Consider the following 20,914-nt stretch of genomic DNA (forward strand, 5'->3'; position numbering starts at 1 on the left):
CGTGCTGGAAAACCAGCAGCTTGTTGTTGTTTCCTTCTTCGGTTTTTCGTCACCTCAGCTACAGATCTCGATGTTTGGAGTTGCTTCGTTCCTGATGGGGATGATTTTTGGGGGAGGGGTCGTGGTGGCTCATTTTCTGGGGAAGAGGCGTGGACGATAGGCCGGGGATTGATTTTGCCTGGTGTTGTTAGTCTGCGCGTTTGTAGATGTAATAAAGTATTTAGCGTGAGTTGAGGGAAAGGAGGGGGCTCCTTCTTCTGCTCGGTTTACGTTGATTCGTCTCTAGTGGTCTGGTTTATGTATTTAACGCAAGCGCTTAAGTGAATAAGGCTAACAATATATGCGTGTTGATTCAAAAAAAGATAGTGGGTTGGAAGATTTCGAGTTTCAAAAATTTGTTCGTGCACTTTTAAGGCAGAAACTGGTTGTTGTCGGTTTTGCTGTTTTAGGGGCTGCCCTGGCGGCGAGCTATGCTTTCCTGGTCTCTCCTGTCTATGAGGCGAAAGCTTTTGTTATTCCGCCGTCTCAGAGTGATATATCCAACTTTAACTACGGTCGAATGAAAGAGTCAGAGTTAGTTCCTTACACGGTTAAGGATGTCTATGATATTTACACTCGATATTTGCAGGCAGAGTCTCTTCGTCTGGATTTTTTTAGCAAGGTTTATGTCCCGAGTTTATCCTCGGAGGAGCAAAAAAAATCCCGGGATGTTCTGTATTCGAAATTTTCCGAGGTGCTGCGTGTGGTTCCGCCGCTCAGGGAAAACTCTGACAGGTATTCGGTTGTCGTACAGACCACCAATCCTGTGAAGGCCAAAGAGTGGGTTGCTGAATACGTGGTTCAGGCTGGTGAATTGGCCAAGAAAGAAATGATCAAGAACGTTTCAATTGAGTCTGAGGTCAGGGCTCGCAATTTGGAGCAGCAGATAAGTTCCGCCAGAGAGAAAAGCAGCAAGGCCAGAGAAGATTCCATTGCCAGGTTGAGTGAGGCGCTGCGGATCGCCGAGTCAATTGGTCTGGAGAAACCACCGGCAATCACGGTGAGTCAGTCGGTCATAGCAGGTGGGGAGGCTGGTCAGCTGACGTACATGCGTGGCTCGAAAGCGCTCAAGGCGGAAATTGAAAATTTACAGGCTCGCGTGTCCGATGATCCTTTTACCGATAACTTGCGTGATCTTCAGGATCGATACAGCTTCTTCAAGGGGTTGAAAACAGAGCCAGCGGTGGTATCTGTCTATCGGCAAGACGGTGTCGTGGAGTTGCCAGATAGCCCGGTGAAGCCTCACAAGGCTCTGATTCTTGTATTGGGTACTATTGTTGGCCTGATAACAGGTATTGCTTTCGTATTGCTTCGTGGTCTGTTTGTCGTGAGGTCGGAATAGCTGAGTTTTTAGGGTGTCTCCCAGGGAGGGGGGATCTTTGGGGTAGGAGCAGGCTGTCTGCCCGTTTAGTCAAAACGGATCGGGTTCTGGTTGAGTATTGATCCCGCTGACCTTGGTGTTGTCAGTTCTGATAGGAAATTTTACAGGCTGAACGCCAATTTCCGGACTTTGCATGTTTTTTTCATGTGCGGGGTTGAGTGTGTGCCCGGCACCTTGTCAGGCAAGGTGCGATCAAAGACTGGCAATTGCGTTGTGGCGGCTTGCGTTGCGGTCGTGGCTTTGAGCGTGTGCAGGCGGAAAGGGGGGGGCGGTCGAGCTCTTCGTTGGCTTTCTGAAAATTCTTATGGCTCCCATAGGCGCTTTCGGTATAATTTCTAATTTACGCAGCCGTGATGTTTGTTTCTAAAGCGCAAGATTTGGCGCGCTTTTTACGATCGACTTAATATTGATGAATGGCAAGGGAAAACAATGCTTAAACTCGAAGATGTGAAGTTGGCCATAGTGGGTCTCGGTTATGTGGGCTTGCCGCTGGCGGTTGAGTTTGGCAAAAAAATGCAAGTCGTCGGATTTGATATCAGCCAGCGTCGAATCGAAGCGCTCAAAGCAGGTCATGACTCTACACTCGAAGTGTCTGATTCTGAATTGCGTTCTGCGTCGGGTTTAAGTTTTAGCTCTGTATTGGAAGAGTTGTCCGCCTGCAATATATATATTGTTACCGTCCCAACCCCGATTGATGAACATAAGCGGCCGGATCTTACTCCTTTAGTTAAAGCAAGTGAGTCGATTGGGCGTGTATTAAAAAAGGGCGATATCGTTATTTATGAATCAACGGTCTATCCTGGTGCTACTGAGGAAGACTGTGTTCCAGTGCTGGAAAAAGTATCCGGACTGAAGTTCAATGTCGATTTTTATGCAGGCTATAGCCCGGAGCGGATAAATCCTGGCGATAAAGAACATCGTGTTACTACCATCAAGAAAGTAACTGCCGGGTCTACTCCAGAGGTCGCTGATCTGGTTGATGCTTTGTATAATACAATAATTGTCGCCGGAACTCATAAGGCCAAGAGTATCAAGGTTGCCGAGGCGGCAAAGGTTATTGAAAATACACAGCGCGACTTGAACATTGCCCTGATTAATGAGTTGGCACTTATTTTTAATAAGATGGGTATCGATACTCAGGCGGTTTTGGAGGCGGCAGGGACGAAGTGGAACTTCTTACCTTTCCGTCCGGGACTGGTTGGCGGCCACTGCATCGGTGTTGACCCCTATTACTTGACTCACAAGGCGCAGTCCATCGGTTATCATCCCGAGATCATTTTGGCGGGTCGTCGCTTGAATGACAGCATGGGAGCCTATGTAGTATCTCAACTTGTCAAGGCGATGCTCAAGCGCAAGATTCATGTTGATGGTGCTCGCGTCTTGATCATGGGGCTGACGTTCAAAGAGAACTGCCCGGACCTGCGTAATACTAAAATCATCGATATTGTGAATGAGCTCGCTGAATTCAATATTGTTGTTGACGTTTATGATCCGTGGGTAGATGCAGCGGAAGCAATGCACGAGTATTCAATTACTCCTATCGCTCAACCGCAGGTTGATTCTTACGACGGTATTATTCTGGCTGTCGCACATAATGAGTTCTCTGCGATGGGGGCTGAAAAAATTCGCAGCCTGGGTAAGGCAGAGCACGTTCTCTATGATCTCAAGTACCTGCTGGACGCCTCTCAATCAGATTTGCGTCTTTGAATATCAGGGTCTGTAAAGACCCTGATTCGTTACCGCCGGAAAAAACAAGTCGAGAATCAAATGACCCGTTTCGAAGAAGTTAAAGCTGAAATTCAACAATCCCCAAAGGTTTGGCTGGTTACGGGGGTGGCCGGATTTATTGGCTCCAATTTATTGGAGACATTGCTGCAATTAGATCAGCGGGTTGTAGGTCTCGATAACTTTGCAACAGGGCACCAGCGTAATCTCGATGAAGTGCAATCAGTAGTGAGTCCTGAGCAATGGGCGCGCTTCGTGCTGGTAAAAGGTGATATCAGAAATATTGACGATTGCAGAGCCGCGATGACTTTTCCGGCGGCAACCGATATTCCAGTGGATTACGTTTTGCACCAGGCAGCATTAGGCTCTGTTCCACGTTCCATCAATGATCCTGTTACAACGAACAGTACCAATATCGACGGTTTCCTGAATATGTTGGTTGCGGCGAAAGATGCGGAAGTAAAAAGTTTTACTTATGCTGCGTCGAGTTCTACCTATGGCGATCATCCTGGGCTTCCCAAGGTTGAAGGTGTGATTGGCAAGCCGCTTTCCCCTTATGCGGTCACAAAGTATGTAAACGAACTGTATGCTGAGGTTTTTTCCAGTACATACGGGTTCAATACTATTGGGCTTCGCTATTTTAACGTCTTTGGCAAGCGTCAAGATCCGAATGGCGCCTATGCAGCCGTGATTCCTAAGTGGACCGCGGCCATGATCAATAACGAAGAGGTTTTCGTCAATGGTGATGGTGAAACAAGTCGGGACTTTTGCTTCGTAGAAAACGCAGTTCAAGCCAATATACTGGCTGCCTGTGCCAGTCCTGAAGCAAAGAACAATGTTTACAACGTCGCCGTTGGTGACAGGACAACACTGAATCAGGTTTTTGCCTGCATAAAGGATGCTTTGGCTCGTGTTGATGTCAAGTCTACATCGGATATGGTTTATCGGGACTTCCGGGCTGGTGACGTTAGGCACTCGCAGGCGAATATCGATAAGGCCAAGAGTTTGTTGGGCTACAAGCCGCTTTTCACTGTTGGTGAAGGTATGCTGAAAGCAGCAAGTTGGTATGTCTCGTTCTTTGCAAGAAGTTAAGACTAGTGATTAAAGAGATCTGCGCAATCACGGTTCTTGCAAACAAACTTTGCATGTTTGTATTGTTGTTCAGTTTGGCAAGAATTTTAGGCGTCGAACTATACGGTGTATTCTCTTACCATTATGCGATAGTCACAGGCATCGCAACGGTGGTAGGAGAGTGCTTGAGCGTGGCACTGAGTCGTTATGCGGTCCTGAATGCCGATGAGGTAAATTACAAGACTTCCCTGGGGCTCATGTCATGGGGCGGCATCATTGTAGGTGCCCTCTGTGTCATCGTTTTTTTGATTTTTCCGGCGCCGGCTTCTTCCTACGAAATGAATTCTGGTTACTTGTTGATCGGTGCATTTTTTCTAGGTTTCGCTTGTGTTTGCAATTTGACTATAACCGGATTGATGTTCTCCCTTAATACTTCGGGAAAATGGGCTGCTGCACTGGCGGCCCATGGTCTTCTTGGGTTGCTGCTGGTAGTTTCCATTGCGAAGATTGCAGGGCAAATAGAGGGGGTCATTCTTACCCTGGCGATTTGTACGCTAATCGCGCCGGCATATGGATTCCTTACAATAAAGAAAAACCAGTTCAGCCATGATGGCAAGGGGGAGAGAGAACCTTCCTTTTTTCAACAAATGGCGACATTGCTTTCGCGCTCAGGGGCTCCGACTATTGCCGGTAGTATGCTTCTCGGGGCGCCTGTTCATATTGTTTGTCTGATGATATTTGCCAACTCGAGTTTGAATGTCTCGGAGATTGGCTATTTTAATCTGTTTTTCCTTTTTTATATTCTCGTAACTGTCCTGCCTAGCTCGCTGACATCCTATGCCATTGTAAAGCTGGCAGGGCACGGGAATAGTGCCGGTAAGTTGTACTTGATGCTCGGGCTATCAATTTCAGTTTGCTTGCCTGTGTTCCTGGTCTTGTCGCAGAGCTACTGGCTGTGCCTGCTTGGTAGTAGTTTTTGCAGTAAAAATGATCTTCTGGCTTACGCAGTATTGGCGGGTGGCATTGGGCTTACAACTACAATCGTCACTCAAATATTGCACAGTAAAAACATGACCAGGGTTGTTTTTCTTGGTAGCTGTGTTTATGCGTTTGTTTATTTATCGCTGACGGTAGTTGCAGGGTTAAAAGGCGATATGTTGGCGGTCGATCTTTTCAGGTCCTTTGTTTTGGCGCTGGCAGCTCAAATTGCCGTGCTTGCGGTCCTGGGTGGCCGTAAGTTGGTGCAGTGATGAATATGTTGAACATGTGCGTTGGTTATACAGGGTGCATGGCTGAAAGTGATATTGGGGCCAGTATTGAGTCTGGTTTACGGTTCAGTTGCTTTGTTTTTGTTGGTCAAGGTTAATGGTTATATTACTAGTTTCGACGTGCCTGCTGGTATTGCTCGTACAATGCGTTCTGTGCCTGATATCAAAAAAATATCTCGTTGCGTTGTACGCCGTTTGCTATTCAGTCCCTTTTTTGGGACTTGTCAGTTGCTTGTGGGGCGAAACCATTACACTTTGGCCTATTGGGGACTATGACTTTTATCTGGATGACTTATTAGTATTCCGACTTTCGCTGGTCTGGTTTCTTGGTGTTGCTGGCGGACTCGTTGGTTATCTATTGTCATTGGCGGTGCCGCCCAGAAGTTTGCATGCAGAGCCAAAAACATTCTTTTTTGCGATGGACTTCAAGCTGGCAGGTGTCATTTTTCTTGCGCTGTCCATCTTCTTTATCAGCTTCAGGCTGGTGAACGCGAACGCACTGCTTGAGATGTTTGCGGGTATCGAGTCGGTGGTGGTTTTTTCCATCATCGCGATCATTGCCTTGGCATTTTCGTACCCATCCAGATCGATGTTTTTCGTGTCTGCGGCTCTGGTGGTTTCTTATAGTGTTGCCAACGCAATGACGGGGGATCGTGATTTTGTTGTCCTGGTTGTCGCTTCGATTCTAGGGTTGTTGTTTCGCTATAATAAATTCATCAAGCTTAAAGCTCTGTTGTCCGTTGCTGTATTCATGGTTCTTCTGCTCGTCAGCGGTGTTGTTGTTTCAATGAGCCGAATGGATGTGGACTTAACGTCGGATAACGTTACTCAGTATTTACTGTTCAACTCCTGGAATGCGATCATTTTACCGCTTGTTCAGCAGTTAACCAATTTCTGGGATGGGGAGCACCTGCGTTACGGCCAGACCTATCTCGATATGTTCCTTTCGTTGGCACCGTCACCTTTCTATTCGGCTTTCGGTATGGAAAAACCCATTATGGTGGATAATCCTGCCCTCTGGTATTACATTACCGGGCTCGGTGGGATCCACGTTGCCGGCGTGGCTTTTGAGAATTTCGGTCTGTTTGGTGTTTTCCTCAATGGATTCATCAGTGTCTGCTTCTTGCGATTGATCGACTCGCGCTGCCGCGAGGATGATTTTTTGCGAATTTTCTTGTACATGCTGTGTGCTGCATCGGTTATGCACTGGGTTTGGTACGGCGAAATATACTTGCTGAACTCATTGGTTTTTTATGTGATGGCATTAGGATTATTCTTCACGATGAAACTCGTTCGGGTTTTGAAGTGAGTTTCAATATTTTCATTGGATTGAGAGAGTAGGTATGTGCGGAATTGCGGGAGTTGTCGGGTGGAAGCTGGATCAGCAAGGCTCCGTTGCCGTTGGCAAGATGGTGGACGCGCTGATACATCGTGGGCCCGACGATGGAGCAGTTTGGTCAGATGCCGATAGTGGAGTGTCTCTGGGGCACCGACGGCTTTCGATCCTGGAACTCTCGGTACACGGAAGTCAACCGATGGTTTCCGACGATGAGCGGTATGTTATTGTTTTCAATGGTGAAATCTATAATTTTAATGAATTGCGCGAGAAGTTGATTGCGTCAGGTTTGACGCGTGTCTGGCGCGGGCACTCTGATACGGAAGTGTTACTGGCAGCGCTCGGTGCGTGGGGGGTACAAAAAACTCTCGAAAACCTGGTGGGCATGTTTGCCTTTGCGGTGTGGGATAAAGTTTCCAAGACGATTACATTGGCACGAGACAGAATGGGAGAGAAACCACTTTACTACGGTATTGTGGGCGACCGTTTTGTCTTCTCCTCCGAGTTGAAAGCGATCAAGGCTGCATTTGGCAGCGATCTGCGAATTGATCGTCATGCACTAGCCAAGTTCGTAAGATATGGATATGTTCCGGCTCCGGAGTCCATCTATGAAGGCATTAAAAAGTTGGAGCCGGCACACTATTTGAGTGTCGGCTCGTTTTCCAGTGCACTGGAGCCGGTTTCCTACTGGTCCTTACCGCCGGCTGGCGAGTTGAAACGCGAACTTTCGCAGGCCAGCGATAAGGAAGTTGTGGATGTTGTCGGTCAAAGATTGTCTGCAGCAGTAAAATCGCAAATGATCGCCGATGTTCCACTTGGGGCGTTTTTGTCAGGTGGTGTCGACTCAAGCTTGATAGTGTCGTTGATGCAGTCACAAAGCTCTACCAGTATCAACACTTACACGATCGGGTTTAATGAACCTGAGTTTGATGAGGCGCCTTACGCCAAAGCCATTGCCAAACATTTGGGGACTAACCATACCGAGTTTTATCTGGGTGCCGATGATGCTGTTTCAATAATTCCGCACCTGCCGGAAATTTACGACGAGCCTTTTGCTGACTCCTCTCAAATACCTACAATCCTGGTATCCAGGATGACAAAACAGCATGTGTCCGTTGCCCTGTCCGGTGATGGTGGCGACGAGCTTTTTGCCGGATATCCCCGTTACCAGATTACTGCCGGGCTATGGGAGCGTATAAAAAAGCTGCCGTTGCCTGCACGCCAGGTCATGGCTTATTCACTTCGTTCGCTCTCGTCCAAGGGGTGGGACAACGTCTGTTCGATTCTGCCGGGCAGCCTTCGAACCAAGGTCAATGGTCGACGTATCTACAGAATGTCCGAGCTGTTGGGTTCTGAAAATCTGGCGCAGATGTATACCGGTTTGATGTCTCAGTGGCAGTCGACCGACAATGTGGTGCTGGGTGTCGATGCTCAACGGCAAGACGTGGTTTCCTGGGAGTCGGCAGTGGATTACGTCGAGGAAATGCGTCGCTGGGATGTCTCTCAGTATTTGCCTGACGATTTGCTGGTTAAAGTGGATCGGGGGGCGATGAGCGCAAGCCTGGAAACCCGCGCTCCATTGCTTGATCATCGGGTTGCGGAACTCGCGTTTTCCTTGTCGTCAGACCAACTGATAAAAAATGGTGTGGGGAAGTGGCCGCTTCGCGAGCTTCTTAAGCGATATGTTCCTACTTCATTTTTTGACAGGCCGAAGGCTGGATTCTCTATTCCATTGGCGCAATGGTTGCGAGGGCCGCTGAAAGAGTGGGCAGAGGAGCTGTTAACGGAGGAGCGGCTCAAGAGAGAGGGTTACTTCGATTCTCAGAAAATTCGCTCGGCATGGCTCCAGCATCAGAACGGAACATACGATCGCAGTCTTCATTTGTGGAATATTCTAATGTTCCAATCCTGGCTCGATAAAAATAGCCACTAATCCAGATTGAGCAAAAGGTTTTCCATGAAGATAGTTTTCAACGCACTCTCTGCCCGTCTGGGTGGAGGTCAGACATATCTGATCAATCTTTTTCAGTTCGTACCTGACAATGCGGACCTTGAGATTCTGGTTTTCGCCCCGGCGTCACTCAAGCTGCCTGATCACCCAAGAATCAAGCGGGTCGAACCAGCCTGGCCCACTGAAAACCCGATTGTGAGAGCCGTGTGGGAGCGGTGGGTGCTGCCCGGTATCTTGAAGGCTGAGAAAGCTGACGTTCTGTTTTGTCCCGGTGGCGTAGTGGGCACCTCTGCTCCAACAGGTTGCAAAGTTGCGACAATGTTTCGGAACATGATTCCATTTGATTTGCGAGTACGCAAAAGCATTCCACTTGGATTGCAGCGCCTGAGAAATTGGTTGTTGAATCGTATTATGCTCAAGAGCATGCGCGATGCGGATTTGACGATATTTATCTCAAATTACGCGCGAAGTGTCATTGAGTCACTGACCCATATCAAGAACCCAGTTACGATTCCTCACGGAATCGGCTCGGTATTCAGGACGCATGGCGATTCTGCCGTTCTTCGGCCGGACTTTCTGCCCGCTGGAGAATATGTTTTATACGTGTCGCGATTTGATGTTTACAAACATCATTATGAAGTGGTGAGCGCTTATGCGGAACTGCCAAAGGAACTTCGTGAAAAATTTCCATTGGTTCTTGTGGGTGAAACAAACCTGCCGGAGGCCGATCGGGTCAAGTCTCTCATTGCAACGCTAGGCCTTGAAGGCCAAGTGCTTTTATTGGGTGCTATTCCCTATCACACGCTTCCTCCACTTTATCATCACGCCTATCTGAATCTCTTTGCCTCGTCGTGCGAGAACTGCCCTAATATTCTTCTCGAAGCGCTCGCCTCTGGTAGGCCGATGATTTGCTCCAACGTAATGCCGATGCCGGAATTTGGGGCGGATGCAGCGCTGTATTTTTCTCCGTTTGATTCAAAAGATATAAGAAATGTGCTGTCTGAGGCGCTGACGAGCCCTGATACGTTGAAGGCGTTGTCCGTTGCGGCAGTGACCCAGAGTGATAAGTTTGACTGGGAAAAAACCTCAAGAAAAACATGGTCAGAGTTGCTGGCGTTGGCCGTGAGCCCCAAAAAAGGTGTTTGATAAATGAAGGTTCTTGTGGTGTCGCAATACTTTTGGCCAGAGTCTTTTATTATCAATGACCTGGTTAAAACCTTATCTGCCCAGGGCCACGTTGTAAAAATTCTCACCGGAAAGCCCAACTACCCAGATGGTGTAGTCTTTAATGGCTACAGTGCTTCCGGAACTCAGGAAGAACAGTTCGAGTCCTCTGTCAGTGTTTTTCGTGCGCCGCTCAGACCTCGTGGTACTTCCGGCGCAAAAAACCTCGTCTTGAACTATTTGTCATTTATCTTGAATGGCTTGAAGCACTACCCACGCGCAGTGAAAGGGGAGGCCTATGATGCGATTTTTGTATTTGCGCCATCTCCCATCACGTCGGTTATTCCGGCGATTTACTTGAAGTGGAAACTCAAAAGCCATCTGGTTGTATGGGTCCAGGATCTCTGGCCAGAGAGTTTGAGTGCGACCGGGTTCATCAAGAACAAGGCAATATTGCGCGTTGTCGGCTGGCTGGTGAGAGGCATTTACGCCTTCGTCGATACGCTGCTTGTTCAATCGAGGGCGTTTCGAGACCCGGTCGCCCGTTATGCCAATCCTGGCAAGGTCGTGTATTACCCCAACTCCTATCAGGACGTGCCGCCGAGTGTAGAAGAGACCCGGATCCCTGCACCTTTGCTTGCGGAGCTCGACAATCATTTCTGTCTTGTTTTTGCCGGAAACCTGGGGACCGCGCAGTCGGTCGAGACCCTCGTTGAGGTCGCTGACAAGCTCCGCCATTTGTCGCAGGTCAGGATTGTACTGGTCGGTAGCGGCAGCATGATGAACTGGATCGAAAGCCAGAAGAAATCCCGCGGTTTGGACAACCTTGTTCTTGCCGGACGCTTTGCGGCCACTGAAATGCCGCATTTTTTCAGCCGTGCGCAGGGATTGTTGGTGACGTTGAAGCAGGATGAGGCGTTCTCCTATACCATCCCCAGTAAAGTCCAGGCTTACTTGGCTGCGGGGAGGCCGATTATCGCCGCGCTGGATGGCGAGGGTGCGCGAGTCATTCTGGAGGCCAGAGCCGGTTTGACCACTGCGGCGCAGGACGCCGAAGGTATGGCCAACTGCATTGAGCAACTTTTCCGCATGACTTCGGATGAGCGGGAATCGTTGGGACAGGCGGGTCGTGCGTACTACCTCGAGCATTTCGAGATGGAGCGGCAAAGCCAGCGTTTGGTCGAAATCCTCAGTAGCAGGATCAATGAATTAAAAGGTAGCTCAAAATGAAAGTTCTTGTGTTAGGGGTCACCGGAATGCTGGGCAGCACAGTGTTCAGGCAATTCCATGGAAACCCGCATGTCGAGGTGTGGGGCACTTTGCGCAATCCGGGTGGCGCAAAATACTTTTCTGAGGACATGCACAGTTCGTTGATCAGTAATGTCGACGTGCTTGACCAGGACTCGCTGGTCTCGGTTCTGGCACGGGTCAAGCCGGATGTCGTCGTCAACTGCGTCGGGCTGATCAAGCAATTGGCCGATGCCAAGGACCCACTTTCTGCGCTTCCCATCAATGCCATGTTGCCGCATCGCATTGCCAAATTGTGCGCGTTGTCCGGTGCTCGCCTGATTCATATCAGCACCGATTGCGTGTTTTCCGGCCGAAAAGGCATGTACACCGAGGAAGATATCTCCGATGCGGAGGATCTCTACGGAAAGTCCAAGTACATCGGCGAGCTTCACACGGACCTGAATGCCGTCACGCTGCGGACCTCCATCATCGGTCACGAACTGGGGAGCCAGTACTCGCTGGTGGACTGGTTCCTGTCCCAGAACGGTCCGGTCAAGGGTTATGAGAAAGCCATTTTCTCGGGGCTGCCTACCGTTGAGCTGGCACGTGTCATTCGCGACTATGTGATCCCGAATCCACAGCTTCACGGCCTGTATCATGTGTCGGTGGCACCGATTGACAAGTTGTCTCTTCTAAAGCTGGTAGCGGAAGTTTACGAAAAGGAAATCGATATCATCGCGGACAGTCAAGTTGCTATAGATCGCTCGCTGAACTCCTCGAAGTTTCAGGCGGCAACCGGTTACGTTCCACCGTCGTGGTTGGAATTGGTTAAATCGATGCGCGCGTTGCGTTGATCATTAAATTCAATCAGGTTTGGGAAGGTAGTTATGTTCGATAATAAAGTTTTGATGATCACGGGCGGTACGGGCTCGTTTGGCCATACGGTGTTGAAGCGTTTTCTGGATACCGATGTAAAAGAGATTCGCGTATTCAGCCGTGACGAGAAGAAGCAGGAAGATATGCGCATTGCCTTGTCGAATGACAAGGTGAAGTTCTACATCGGTGACGTGCGTGATCGCGACAGCCTGGATCAGGCGATGGTGGGTGTGGATTACATTTTCCATGCCGCAGCCCTGAAACAGGTGCCTTCCTGCGAGTTTTACCCGATGGAAGCCGTGCGCACCAACGTCATGGGTACCGAGAACGTTCTCAATGCGGCCATTGCTTCGGGTGTGCAACGTGTCGTTGTACTGAGTACCGACAAGGCTGTCTATCCGATTAATGCCATGGGTATTTCCAAGGCCATGGCTGAAAAGCTGATGGTTGCCAAATCGCGGATGATTCCGGCGACAGGCCCGGTGATTTGCGCAACCCGCTACGGTAACGTCATGGCATCGCGCGGTTCGGTGATCCCGTTGTTCATCAATCAGCTGCAGAGTGGCGAGCCGCTGACCGTCACTGACCCGAACATGACACGTTTCCTGATGTCGCTCGAGGATTCCGTTGACCTGGTCCTGCACGCGTTCGAGCATGCCGAGCAAGGTGATATTTTCGTCCAGAAAGCACCTGCCTCGACAGTGGCGGACCTGGCCCAGGCACTCAAGGAACTGTTTGTTCGCGACAATGCCGTCAAGGTCATTGGTACTCGCCACGGCGAAAAACTCTACGAGTCGCTGATCTCCCGTGAAGAAATGGCCAAGGCCGAAGACATGGGGCGCTACTACCGTATCCCTTCGGACAATCGCGACCTTAATTACAAGAAGTTTTTTGTCGAGGGCGAGCAGGAAATTTCCGATCTCGACGACTACACCTCTCACAACACCGAGCGTCTCGATGTAGAAGGCGTGAAGAAAGTTCTGTTGAATCTGGAATACATTCAGGAGCAACTTGATGCTTAAGGTCATGACGCTGGTCGGGACGCGACCAGAACTTATCAAGATGAGCCGCGTTATTGCCGAGCTTGATAAGCAGGTTAATCATGTGTTGGTTCACTCGGGTCAGAATTACGACTTCGAATTGAATCAGGTCTTTTTCGATGATCTCGAAATCCGCAAGCCTGATTACTTCCTGGGTGCTGCCGGCGATACCGCAGCCAAGACCATCGCCGAAGTCATTTCCAAGGCGGACGAAGTATTTGAGGCCGAAAAGCCTGATGCACTTTTGCTCTACGGCGATACCAATACCTGTCTGGCCGTCATTGCCGCCAAGCGCCGCAAGATTCCGGTGTTCCATATGGAAGCCGGCAACCGCTGCTTTGACCAGCGCGTTCCTGAAGAATTGAACCGCAAGGTGCTCGATCACCTCAGCGATATCAATATGGTCCTGACCGAGCATGCCCGGCGTTACCTGATTGCTGAAGGTATTCGTCCTGAAACCATCATCAAGACCGGCTCGCACATGGAGGAGGTGCTCGACTATTACATGCCGAAAATCCTCACTTCCGACGTGCTGGCGCGAGAAGGCCTGGAGCAGGACAAGTTCTTCATCATCAGCGCTCATCGTGAGGAGAACGTCGATACGCCGGAAAACCTTCGCGACTTGCTCAAGACGCTGCGCGCCCTGGCCGACAAATACCAGTACCCGATTATCGTTTCCACGCATCCTCGTACGCGCAAGCGCCTGGAAGCGATAGGCGAATCGCTGGACCACCCTCTGATTCGCTTCTCGAAGCCATTCGGTCTGCTCGACTACATCAAGTTGCAGATGTCGGCGTTCTGTGTGCTGTCCGATAGCGGCACCATCACCGAAGAAGCCTCTCTTCTGAATCTGCCCGCCATTACCATTCGTAATGCGCACGAGCGTCCGGAAGGGATGGATGAAGGCACTCTCATCATGAGCGGCCTGAAAGTGGATGGCGTTCTGGATGCCGTACGTGTAGTTACCAGCCAGCATGATCGTAGCCAGCGCGTTATCCCGGTCGTCAGGGATTACCAGGCAGGTCCTGTGTCGAAGCAGGTCGTTCGGGTCGTGCTGAGTTACACCGACTACATCAATCGTACTGTCTGGTCGAAATCCTGAGCGTCGTCGAGGTTTGAGAAATGCGTGTTTTATTGACAGGTGCTACGGGTTTCGTGGGTCGCGCAGTATTGGGTCGCTTGGCGGCCTCTGACGATCTGGAACCGGTGGCAGCCATTCGTGGGCACGCCCTGCCTGACTGTCCGTCGCGCGTTGTTACCGTTCGAACCGCCGGGCTCAGTGCCGCTACCGATTGGTCTCAGGCGCTGGATCAAGTGGAGGTTGTCATTCATGGCGCGGCTCGCGTTCACGTCATGAATGACACCGAATCCGATCCGCTGGAGGCGTTTCGCAAGGTGAATGTCGAGGGTACGCTAAGCCTCGCTCGGCAGGCAGCCTCGTTGGGTGTTCGTCGCTTTGTGTTCATCAGTTCGATCAAGGTGAATGGCGAAGGTACGCCGCTCAATCAGCCTTACTTCGCCGACGCGACGCCCGCGCCTGGTGATCCGTACGGCGTTTCGAAAATGGAGGCCGAGCAGGGGCTGCGTGAAATTGCGAGCACTTGCGGGATGGAAGTGGTGATCATCCGTCCGGTACTGGTTTACGGCCCGGGCGTGAGAGCCAACTTTCTGAACATGATGCGTTGGCTGGACAAGGGAATACCCTTGCCGTTCGGGGCTATCCATAATCGACGCAGCCTGGTCGCGCTGGACAATCTTGCGGATTTGATACTGACCTGCATCCGTCATCCGGCCGCTGCCAATCAGACCTTCCTCGTCAGCGACGGGGAGGATCTGTCAACGACACAATTGTTGACGCGGATGGCAAAGGCATTGGGTAAACCTGCCCGCCTGTTGCCTGTGCCAAGCGTGTTGCTTGAGCGAGGGGCGCAGATGCTCGGCAAGAAGGCTTTGTCGCAACGTCTGTGCGGTTCTTTGCAAGTCGATATCAGCAAAACCCGAGAATTGCTGGGCTGGATTCCGCCGGTCAGCGTCGATGAGGCGCTGGTCTCGGCTGCCAACTACTACAAGGAAAGGCAGCGCTAAGTTGCCTTATGACAATGCCGGTTCAATTGCAGAATTGATTGTGGCTGTTTCAGGAAGTTGACCTTTGAACACGATATGGTTGTTGGCGTTGGTGGTGGGTGCTTCATTCTTGGGCACCGGAGCATTGCGCAAATACGCGCTGGCACGCAGCTTGATAGATATTCCCAATGCACGTAGCTCGCACTCGGTCCCGACCCCCCGGGGTGGTGGTGTGGCTATCGTCCTGAGCTTTCTGATCGCATTGCCAGTCCTGGCCTGGACAGATGCCGTCGCCTGGCCGATGGCGCTGGCTCTGCTGGGGGCTGGCGGCTGGATCGCGATCATCGGGTTTCTCGACGATCATGGGCATATTGCCGCGCGTTGGCGCCTGCTTGCGCATTTCGCGGGTGCCATCTGGGCATTGATCTGGATTGGCGGGATGGCGCCGATCAACCTGTTCGGCTACGAGTTCAGTCTCGGCTGGTTCGGGTATGTCATCGGCGCGTTCTATCTGGTCTGGATGCTCAACCTCTACAACTTCATGGATGGCATTGATGGCCTGGCCAGCGTCGAGGCGATTTGTGCCTGTGTCGGTGCTTGCCTGGTCTACTGGATCGCAGGTCACACCAGCCTTGCGATTGCTCCGCTGGTGCTGGCGATGGCCGTATCGGGTTTCCTGGCCTGGAATTTTCCGCCCGCGAAGATTTTCATGGGCGATGCCGGCAGTGGTTTTCTGGGCATAGTGCTGGCAGTGATGTCGCTCTATGCAGCCTGGACGAATCCACTGTTCCTCTGGGCCTGGCTCATTTTGTTGGGCGTCTTCATTGTGGATGCCACCTTTACCCTCATTCGTCGGCTATTGCGTGGGGATAAGGTCTATGAGGCCCATCGCAGCCATGGATACCAGTATGCTTCACGGCAATATGGCAGCCATCGGGTGGTCACGCTGACAATTGCTGCGATCAATTTGTTGTGGTTAGTACCAGTGGCTATATTGGTCGTCATGCAATATATCGATGGCGTGGCAGGTTTGGTCCTGGCCTATGTGCCTCTGGTGTTGCTGGCTTTCAAGTTTCACGCGGGCGAATTGGAAATTGCCGGCAAGGCGTGATGAACGCATTGGTTTTTGAGTATTGCTTTGTCGGTAAATGAGTTACCGAAAGCTGCAGTTGCTGTATCAATGCTAGGAGCTTCGACAGGTGTTTAGAGGGGTTATGGATAAGATTCGGGCAAAGTTGTTAAGTCTGCCAAGACGACATAAACGCATTCTGCAGGTCCTGACTGATATTTCGCTGGTCTGGTTTGCCCTGTGGATGGCTTTTGTCGTGCGACTTGGTGTGGACGAGCTGGTCAACCCGTTCACTCAGCACGTCTGGCTTTTTGTCAGCGCACCTGTCATCGCCATTCCTCTTTTCGTTCGCTTTGGCATGTACCGTGCGGTCATGCGCTACTTTGGAAATGACGCGCTCATTGCCATTATCAAGGCGGTGACACTATCGTCCCTGATACTGGGCGTCGTGGTGTACTGGTACAGCAATCATCAAAACGTCGTTCCGCGCTCGATCATTTTCAACTACTGGTGGTTGAGCCTGATCATGATCGGCGGTCTGCGCCTGGCCATGCGTCAGTACTTTATGGGCGACTGGTTCAGCGCTGCCCAGCACGTCCCGTTCACCAGCCGGGATGACGGTCTGCCGAAAGTGGCGATCTACGGGGCAGGGGCAGCGGGTAATCAACTTGTTGCAGCCTTGCGGATGGGGCGCGTCATGCGACCTGTTGCCTTTATCGATGACGATAGCGGGATCGCCGACCGTGTGATTTCCGGATTGCAGGTTTACAAGCCCAAGCACATCCAGCAGATGATCGATAACACCGGTGCCCAGGAAATCCTCCTCGCTATTCCGTCGTCAAACCGTGGACGCCGTCGCGAGATTCTCGGGTTTCTCGAAGGCTTTCCGCTGCACGTTCGAAGCGTCCCGGGTTTCATGGATCTGGCCAGTGGCCGGGTCAAGGTCGACGATATCCAGGAAGTAGACATTGCCGATCTGCTCGGGCGTGACGCAGTCCCGGCCCAGGCTGATTTGCTCGAACATTGCATCACGGGGCAGTCCGTGTTGGTCACGGGCGCCGGGGGCTCCATTGGCTCCGAGCTTTGCCGGCAAATTCTGGCGCTGCGTCCGACAACGCTAATTCTGTTTGAACACAGCGAGTTCAATCTCTACTCCATCCTGTCTGAGCTGGAGCAGCGGGTCGCTCGAGAGTCGCTGTCCATCCGTCTCTTGCCGATTCTCGGGTCGGTGCGCAACCCGGACAAGTTGCTGGACGTCATGAAAACCTGGCGAGTAGACACGGTGTATCACGCCGCCGCCTATAAGCATGTGCCCATGGTCGAGCACAACATTGCCGAAGGCGTACTCAATAATGTGATAGGCACGCTTAATACGGCCCAGGCCGCGCTCCAGGCAGGAGTGGCCAACTTCGTCCTGATTTCGACGGACAAGGCCGTGCGGCCTACCAATGTCATGGGCAGCACCAAGCGCCTTGCCGAGTTGACGTTGCAAGCGTTGAGCCGTGAGTTGGCTCCGGTGTTGTTCGGCGATACGAGCAATGTCTCCCGTGTGAACAAAACACGCTTCACGATGGTGCGGTTTGGTAACGTCCTGGGGTCGTCGGGTTCGGTCATTCCGTTGTTTCACAAGCAGATCAAGTCGGGCGGCCCGCTGACGGTCACGCATCCGAAGATCACTCGATACTTCATGACCATCCCGGAAGCGGCGCAGCTGGTGATTCAGGCGGGTTCCATGGGGCAGGGCGGTGATGTGTTTGTCCTCGACATGGGTGAGCCTGTGAGGATCGTCGAACTGGCCGAGAAGATGATCCATTTGTCCGGCCTGAGCGTGCGTTCGGAAAAGAACCTGCATGGCGACATCGCTATCGAGTTCACCGGGCTACGACCGGGTGAGAAGCTTTACGAAGAGCTGCTGATTGGTGACAACGTGGCGGCCACCCAGCATCCGATGATCATGACGGCCAACGAAGATCACCTGTCCTGGGATGTGCTGAAGGTCAAACTGACCGAGTTGCTTGCTGCGGTGGATCAGGACGACTATGCGCGCGTCCGTCAATTGTTGCGCGACACCGTCAGCGGCTACACCCCGGACGGTGAGATCGTCGACTGGATCTACCAGCAGCGCCGCCTGGAACCCTGATTGTTTCATATCCGGTAACGTACACATTTTTGACAGCTCGATGTCATGGCCTAAGTTTGGAGAGCAGCTGCGGAAAAGCTGCTTTCTCAAACGACGGCATGGAGCTTCACTAATGCGTACAAGCAGTTTCCATTCTCTGGTTTTCGCCCTTCTCGCCAGCACCTCTCTCACGGCAATCGCCGCCCCTGTCAATGCACCTGAGGTCATGAGTGCGCCGTTGGTGCAGGATGTCACTGTCAAGGCGCAACCAGGCAAAGTCGATCTCAATAGTGCTGATGCACCTACGCTGCAACGCGAGTTGACTGGAGTGGGCGAGGCCAAAGCCAAAGCGATTGTTGCTTATCGTGAAAGTAATGGTGCGTTTGCGTCAGTTGACGAATTGCTGGAAGTGAAAGGTATCGGCAAAGCGATTCTGGATAGAAACCGCGACAGGATCGAAGTGAACTGAGGTGTGATTGAAACGACAAAGGCCGATCATTGATCGGCCTTTTTCTATAGCGAGACTTAAGCCGGCGGGCCAATCCCTTTAACGTGTATGGTGCGTTGTTGCCGCTCATCCGAACTCAGGAAAAGACCAGGTCGGCATTGTTCAGCAAGGTGGTCTGGCCGAGCAGCGTGATATTGCCCCCGTGAGCGCCGTCACCGGCGGTGTCGAAACTCACAACCAGTCCATTGTCCTGCAGCGTCTGCGTCACAGCCTTGGTAGTCGTCCAGCCGTAGATGTAGAGGGTGTCTTGACCTTGTTTGAAATCCTGGATGGTGTCTGAGCCCGAGCCTGCGTTGAATACGAAGGTATCCCGCCCATTTCCACCAATCAGCAGGTCGTTGCCGGTGCCGCCGACAATGAAGTCGCTGCCGTTTCCTCCAACCAATACATCGTTGCCATCGTGACCGTACAGCGAGCAGTTCGCATCCGAGTGAGACTGGATGATGTCATTGCCGCTGTTTACTCCGGTGATACTGCCAGCCAGTTCAGCGCCAAGCGTGCCGGTGTAGAGGATTTTGTCTGCCGCACTGCCGCCGTAGATTTTTTCGGCGTGTCCTGAACCAGGATTGCCAGCGACGGCAGTCGTATTGAAGCCTTTGAGTGGGTCGGCGTTGAAAATAAATGTAGCGTCATTAGCGGTGAGCAGTGTCGTACGGCCTTCGATCAGCATCCCGCCATCAAAACGTGCGTCACCATCGGTGTCATAGCGAAGATAGACGCCGTCCGAGGTCAGTTTCTGGTCGATCCTGAAGTTGAACTCTTTTTCCGAAATTTGCGTACGACCGGTACCACCGGTGCCGCTGACGCCGAGGAAAACAAGCTTGTCGGCACCTACGCCGAAACTGTCGATGGTGTCATTGAAACCGTCGCCTTTGGAAAACGCATACTGGTCGGCACCGTAACCGCCGGACATGTAGTCATCACCTGTACCGCCGACCAGAAGGTCTGCAGCCTGCCCGCCAATCAGGATGTCATTGCCCTCATTGCCGTAAAGTTGACCGCTGGAAAATCGTAGCGCGAGCGTGTCATCGCCCGCTCCACCGATGAGCGTGGCGAACACCGGGCTGAGTGAACTGCCATCATATGAAATGAAGTCAGCGCTCGAACTGCCGGTGACCGTGGCTCTGCCGTTGTTGGTGACGGCGTCGCTATCTGTTAGATGCGTGGCGGTCAGATCGGCGATACCGCTATCTACCGTATAGACAAAGACTCCGCTAAGAGAATTGGCAATACTATCCAGCAAGGTATCGCTGAGGCTGTCGTTACTGGTATAGAGTTTATGCTCCGTAGTGATCATTTGCGCTGCATACAGATTCGCCAGGCGCAAGGCTTCTGCGCCTGTCTCTGACCATCCGGATTCACTGGCATTATGCGGGATGAAATTTTCAATATCGTCAGCGTTCATCATTTCCTTTACACCGACACGCTCGCCCGTGCGAACGTCGGTGTAATAGACGTTATAGTCCGCGTCCTGAATTTCCCACTTGTTGGTTGTGGTGTTAAAAATTTCAAGGTACGTATGTCCCTGAAAGTACCCTTGAGAGTCTGAATACGTCCAGATGGTGCGTTTTTGCAGGCCAAGTTCCGCACAGAGGCCGCTGAATACGTTAACCATATTGCCGCACAGGAGTTCTGCGCGTTCGGCGGTCGGGTCGCCGGTGACGGTTTTGTAGATTTGCTCGGCGGTATAGTAGGGGTCATTGCCGTGGGCAGCCCACCAGGCACCATCCGAGTGAGTTGTATTGGTGGCCAATAGTTCACGGGCGACGTCTTGCAGCAACGCGCCGGTTGCGGCCGCTTCTTCACGGACGATATTGGCGAGTAAAGAAAAATAATTGATCAAGAGTGACTCCATATTGATTGGGTGGCCGCTCCCGATATCCAAATCGTTCTGCAAACGGCGTTGCTGGCCAAAATTTCACATATGTTACAGTTCATTGGCCGGTATGTTAAAGAACCATTATCAACTTTAGAGGAATTATAAATCTTCAGAGAGTAAGGACCAGCGCTGCTCGTCGACTACATCGCAAAACCATGATAGTGGCGATTTCATTCTGCGTACGTCGCTCAGGT

16 protein-coding genes are annotated in these 20,914 nt (G+C 51.6%); 15 read left to right on the forward strand and 1 reads right to left on the reverse strand.

The window, feature by feature from the left end; translation table 11 throughout:
- Positions 1–340: 340 nt before the first annotated feature.
- From C9422_RS06235 to C9422_RS06305, 15 genes are all read left to right on the forward strand, one after another.
- On the forward strand, positions 341–1,381 hold the full coding sequence (locus tag C9422_RS06235) for an LPS O-antigen chain length determinant protein WzzB (RefSeq protein ID WP_116580027.1): 1,041 nt from the start codon (positions 341–343) through the stop codon (positions 1,379–1,381).
- Between the two features lie 468 nt (positions 1,382–1,849).
- Entirely contained in the window at positions 1,850–3,127 is a 1,278-nt protein-coding gene (tviB, locus tag C9422_RS06240; RefSeq protein ID WP_116580028.1) for a Vi polysaccharide biosynthesis UDP-N-acetylglucosamine C-6 dehydrogenase TviB, read from the forward strand.
- 60 nt (positions 3,128–3,187) lie between these two features.
- Complete coding sequence (locus C9422_RS06245; RefSeq protein ID WP_116580029.1) at positions 3,188–4,237, forward strand: NAD-dependent epimerase/dehydratase family protein; 1,050 nt, start codon at positions 3,188–3,190, stop codon at positions 4,235–4,237.
- 5 nt (positions 4,238–4,242) lie between these two features.
- The gene (locus tag C9422_RS06250) at positions 4,243–5,466 is read left to right on the forward strand and encodes an oligosaccharide flippase family protein (RefSeq protein WP_116580030.1); all 1,224 of its coding nucleotides are present in this window, start codon (positions 4,243–4,245) and stop codon (positions 5,464–5,466) included.
- Positions 5,467–5,716: 250 nt separating this feature from the next.
- The gene (locus C9422_RS06255) at positions 5,717–6,793 is read left to right on the forward strand and encodes a hypothetical protein (RefSeq protein WP_133248997.1); all 1,077 of its coding nucleotides are present in this window, start codon (positions 5,717–5,719) and stop codon (positions 6,791–6,793) included.
- A gap of 34 nt (positions 6,794–6,827) precedes the next feature.
- Positions 6,828–8,753, forward strand: coding sequence for an asparagine synthase (glutamine-hydrolyzing) (gene asnB / locus C9422_RS06260; protein ID WP_116580032.1), 1,926 nt, complete (start codon positions 6,828–6,830; stop codon positions 8,751–8,753).
- Positions 8,754–8,777: 24 nt separating this feature from the next.
- Entirely contained in the window at positions 8,778–9,917 is a 1,140-nt protein-coding gene (locus C9422_RS06265; protein WP_116580033.1) for a glycosyltransferase family 1 protein, read from the forward strand.
- A 3-nt stretch (positions 9,918–9,920) separates the two neighbouring features.
- Positions 9,921–11,165 (forward strand): glycosyltransferase family 4 protein, encoded by a 1,245-nt coding sequence (locus C9422_RS06270; protein ID WP_116580034.1) that lies wholly within the window; start codon positions 9,921–9,923, stop codon positions 11,163–11,165.
- The gene (locus C9422_RS06275) at positions 11,162–12,019 is read left to right on the forward strand and encodes an SDR family oxidoreductase (RefSeq protein WP_116580035.1); all 858 of its coding nucleotides are present in this window, start codon (positions 11,162–11,164) and stop codon (positions 12,017–12,019) included. The genes C9422_RS06270 and C9422_RS06275 overlap by 4 nt, the downstream gene beginning before the upstream one ends.
- Before the next feature lie 33 nt (positions 12,020–12,052).
- The gene (locus C9422_RS06280; protein ID WP_015093995.1) at positions 12,053–13,063 is read left to right on the forward strand and encodes a polysaccharide biosynthesis protein; all 1,011 of its coding nucleotides are present in this window, start codon (positions 12,053–12,055) and stop codon (positions 13,061–13,063) included.
- The gene (wecB, locus tag C9422_RS06285; RefSeq protein ID WP_116580036.1) at positions 13,056–14,183 is read left to right on the forward strand and encodes a non-hydrolyzing UDP-N-acetylglucosamine 2-epimerase; all 1,128 of its coding nucleotides are present in this window, start codon (positions 13,056–13,058) and stop codon (positions 14,181–14,183) included. Before C9422_RS06280 ends, wecB begins: the two co-directional genes overlap by 8 nt.
- A gap of 20 nt (positions 14,184–14,203) precedes the next feature.
- The gene (locus C9422_RS06290) at positions 14,204–15,166 is read left to right on the forward strand and encodes an SDR family oxidoreductase (RefSeq protein ID WP_116580037.1); all 963 of its coding nucleotides are present in this window, start codon (positions 14,204–14,206) and stop codon (positions 15,164–15,166) included.
- A gap of 64 nt (positions 15,167–15,230) precedes the next feature.
- Complete coding sequence (locus C9422_RS06295; RefSeq protein WP_116580038.1) at positions 15,231–16,256, forward strand: glycosyltransferase family 4 protein; 1,026 nt, start codon at positions 15,231–15,233, stop codon at positions 16,254–16,256.
- A gap of 103 nt (positions 16,257–16,359) precedes the next feature.
- Positions 16,360–18,354 (forward strand): nucleoside-diphosphate sugar epimerase/dehydratase, encoded by a 1,995-nt coding sequence (locus tag C9422_RS06300; RefSeq protein WP_116580039.1) that lies wholly within the window; start codon positions 16,360–16,362, stop codon positions 18,352–18,354.
- A 112-nt stretch (positions 18,355–18,466) separates the two neighbouring features.
- Positions 18,467–18,802 (forward strand): ComEA family DNA-binding protein, encoded by a 336-nt coding sequence (locus C9422_RS06305; RefSeq protein ID WP_116580040.1) that lies wholly within the window; start codon positions 18,467–18,469, stop codon positions 18,800–18,802.
- Between the two features lie 115 nt (positions 18,803–18,917).
- Here C9422_RS06305 and C9422_RS06310 read toward each other — a convergent pair whose 3' ends face one another.
- Entirely contained in the window at positions 18,918–20,684 is a 1,767-nt protein-coding gene (locus C9422_RS06310) for a calcium-binding protein (protein WP_165824754.1), read from the reverse strand.
- Between the last annotated feature and the right edge of the window lie 230 nt (positions 20,685–20,914).

It is taken from the genome of Pseudomonas sp. B1(2018) (assembly GCF_003097365.1).
Lineage (GTDB): Bacteria > Pseudomonadota > Gammaproteobacteria > Pseudomonadales > Pseudomonadaceae > Aquipseudomonas > Aquipseudomonas laurylsulfatiphila.

What these genes read in the sequence shown, in the direction of transcription:
- C9422_RS06235 (WP_116580027.1), top strand. Translation starts at nt 341, where the DNA reads ATGCGTGTTGATTCAAAAAAAGATAGTGGGTTGGAAGATTTCGAGTTT.
- tviB (WP_116580028.1), top strand. Translation starts at nt 1,850, where the DNA reads ATGCTTAAACTCGAAGATGTGAAGTTGGCCATAGTGGGTCTCGGTTAT.
- C9422_RS06245 (WP_116580029.1), top strand. Translation starts at nt 3,188, where the DNA reads ATGACCCGTTTCGAAGAAGTTAAAGCTGAAATTCAACAATCCCCAAAG.
- asnB (WP_116580032.1), top strand. Translation starts at nt 6,828, where the DNA reads ATGTGCGGAATTGCGGGAGTTGTCGGGTGGAAGCTGGATCAGCAAGGC.
- C9422_RS06265 (WP_116580033.1), top strand. Translation starts at nt 8,778, where the DNA reads ATGAAGATAGTTTTCAACGCACTCTCTGCCCGTCTGGGTGGAGGTCAG.
- C9422_RS06270 (WP_116580034.1), top strand. Translation starts at nt 9,921, where the DNA reads ATGAAGGTTCTTGTGGTGTCGCAATACTTTTGGCCAGAGTCTTTTATT.
- C9422_RS06275 (WP_116580035.1), top strand. Translation starts at nt 11,162, where the DNA reads ATGAAAGTTCTTGTGTTAGGGGTCACCGGAATGCTGGGCAGCACAGTG.
- C9422_RS06280 (WP_015093995.1), top strand. Translation starts at nt 12,053, where the DNA reads ATGTTCGATAATAAAGTTTTGATGATCACGGGCGGTACGGGCTCGTTT.
- wecB (WP_116580036.1), top strand. Translation starts at nt 13,056, where the DNA reads ATGCTTAAGGTCATGACGCTGGTCGGGACGCGACCAGAACTTATCAAG.
- C9422_RS06290 (WP_116580037.1), top strand. Translation starts at nt 14,204, where the DNA reads ATGCGTGTTTTATTGACAGGTGCTACGGGTTTCGTGGGTCGCGCAGTA.
- C9422_RS06300 (WP_116580039.1), top strand. Translation starts at nt 16,360, where the DNA reads ATGGATAAGATTCGGGCAAAGTTGTTAAGTCTGCCAAGACGACATAAA.
- C9422_RS06305 (WP_116580040.1), top strand. Translation starts at nt 18,467, where the DNA reads ATGCGTACAAGCAGTTTCCATTCTCTGGTTTTCGCCCTTCTCGCCAGC.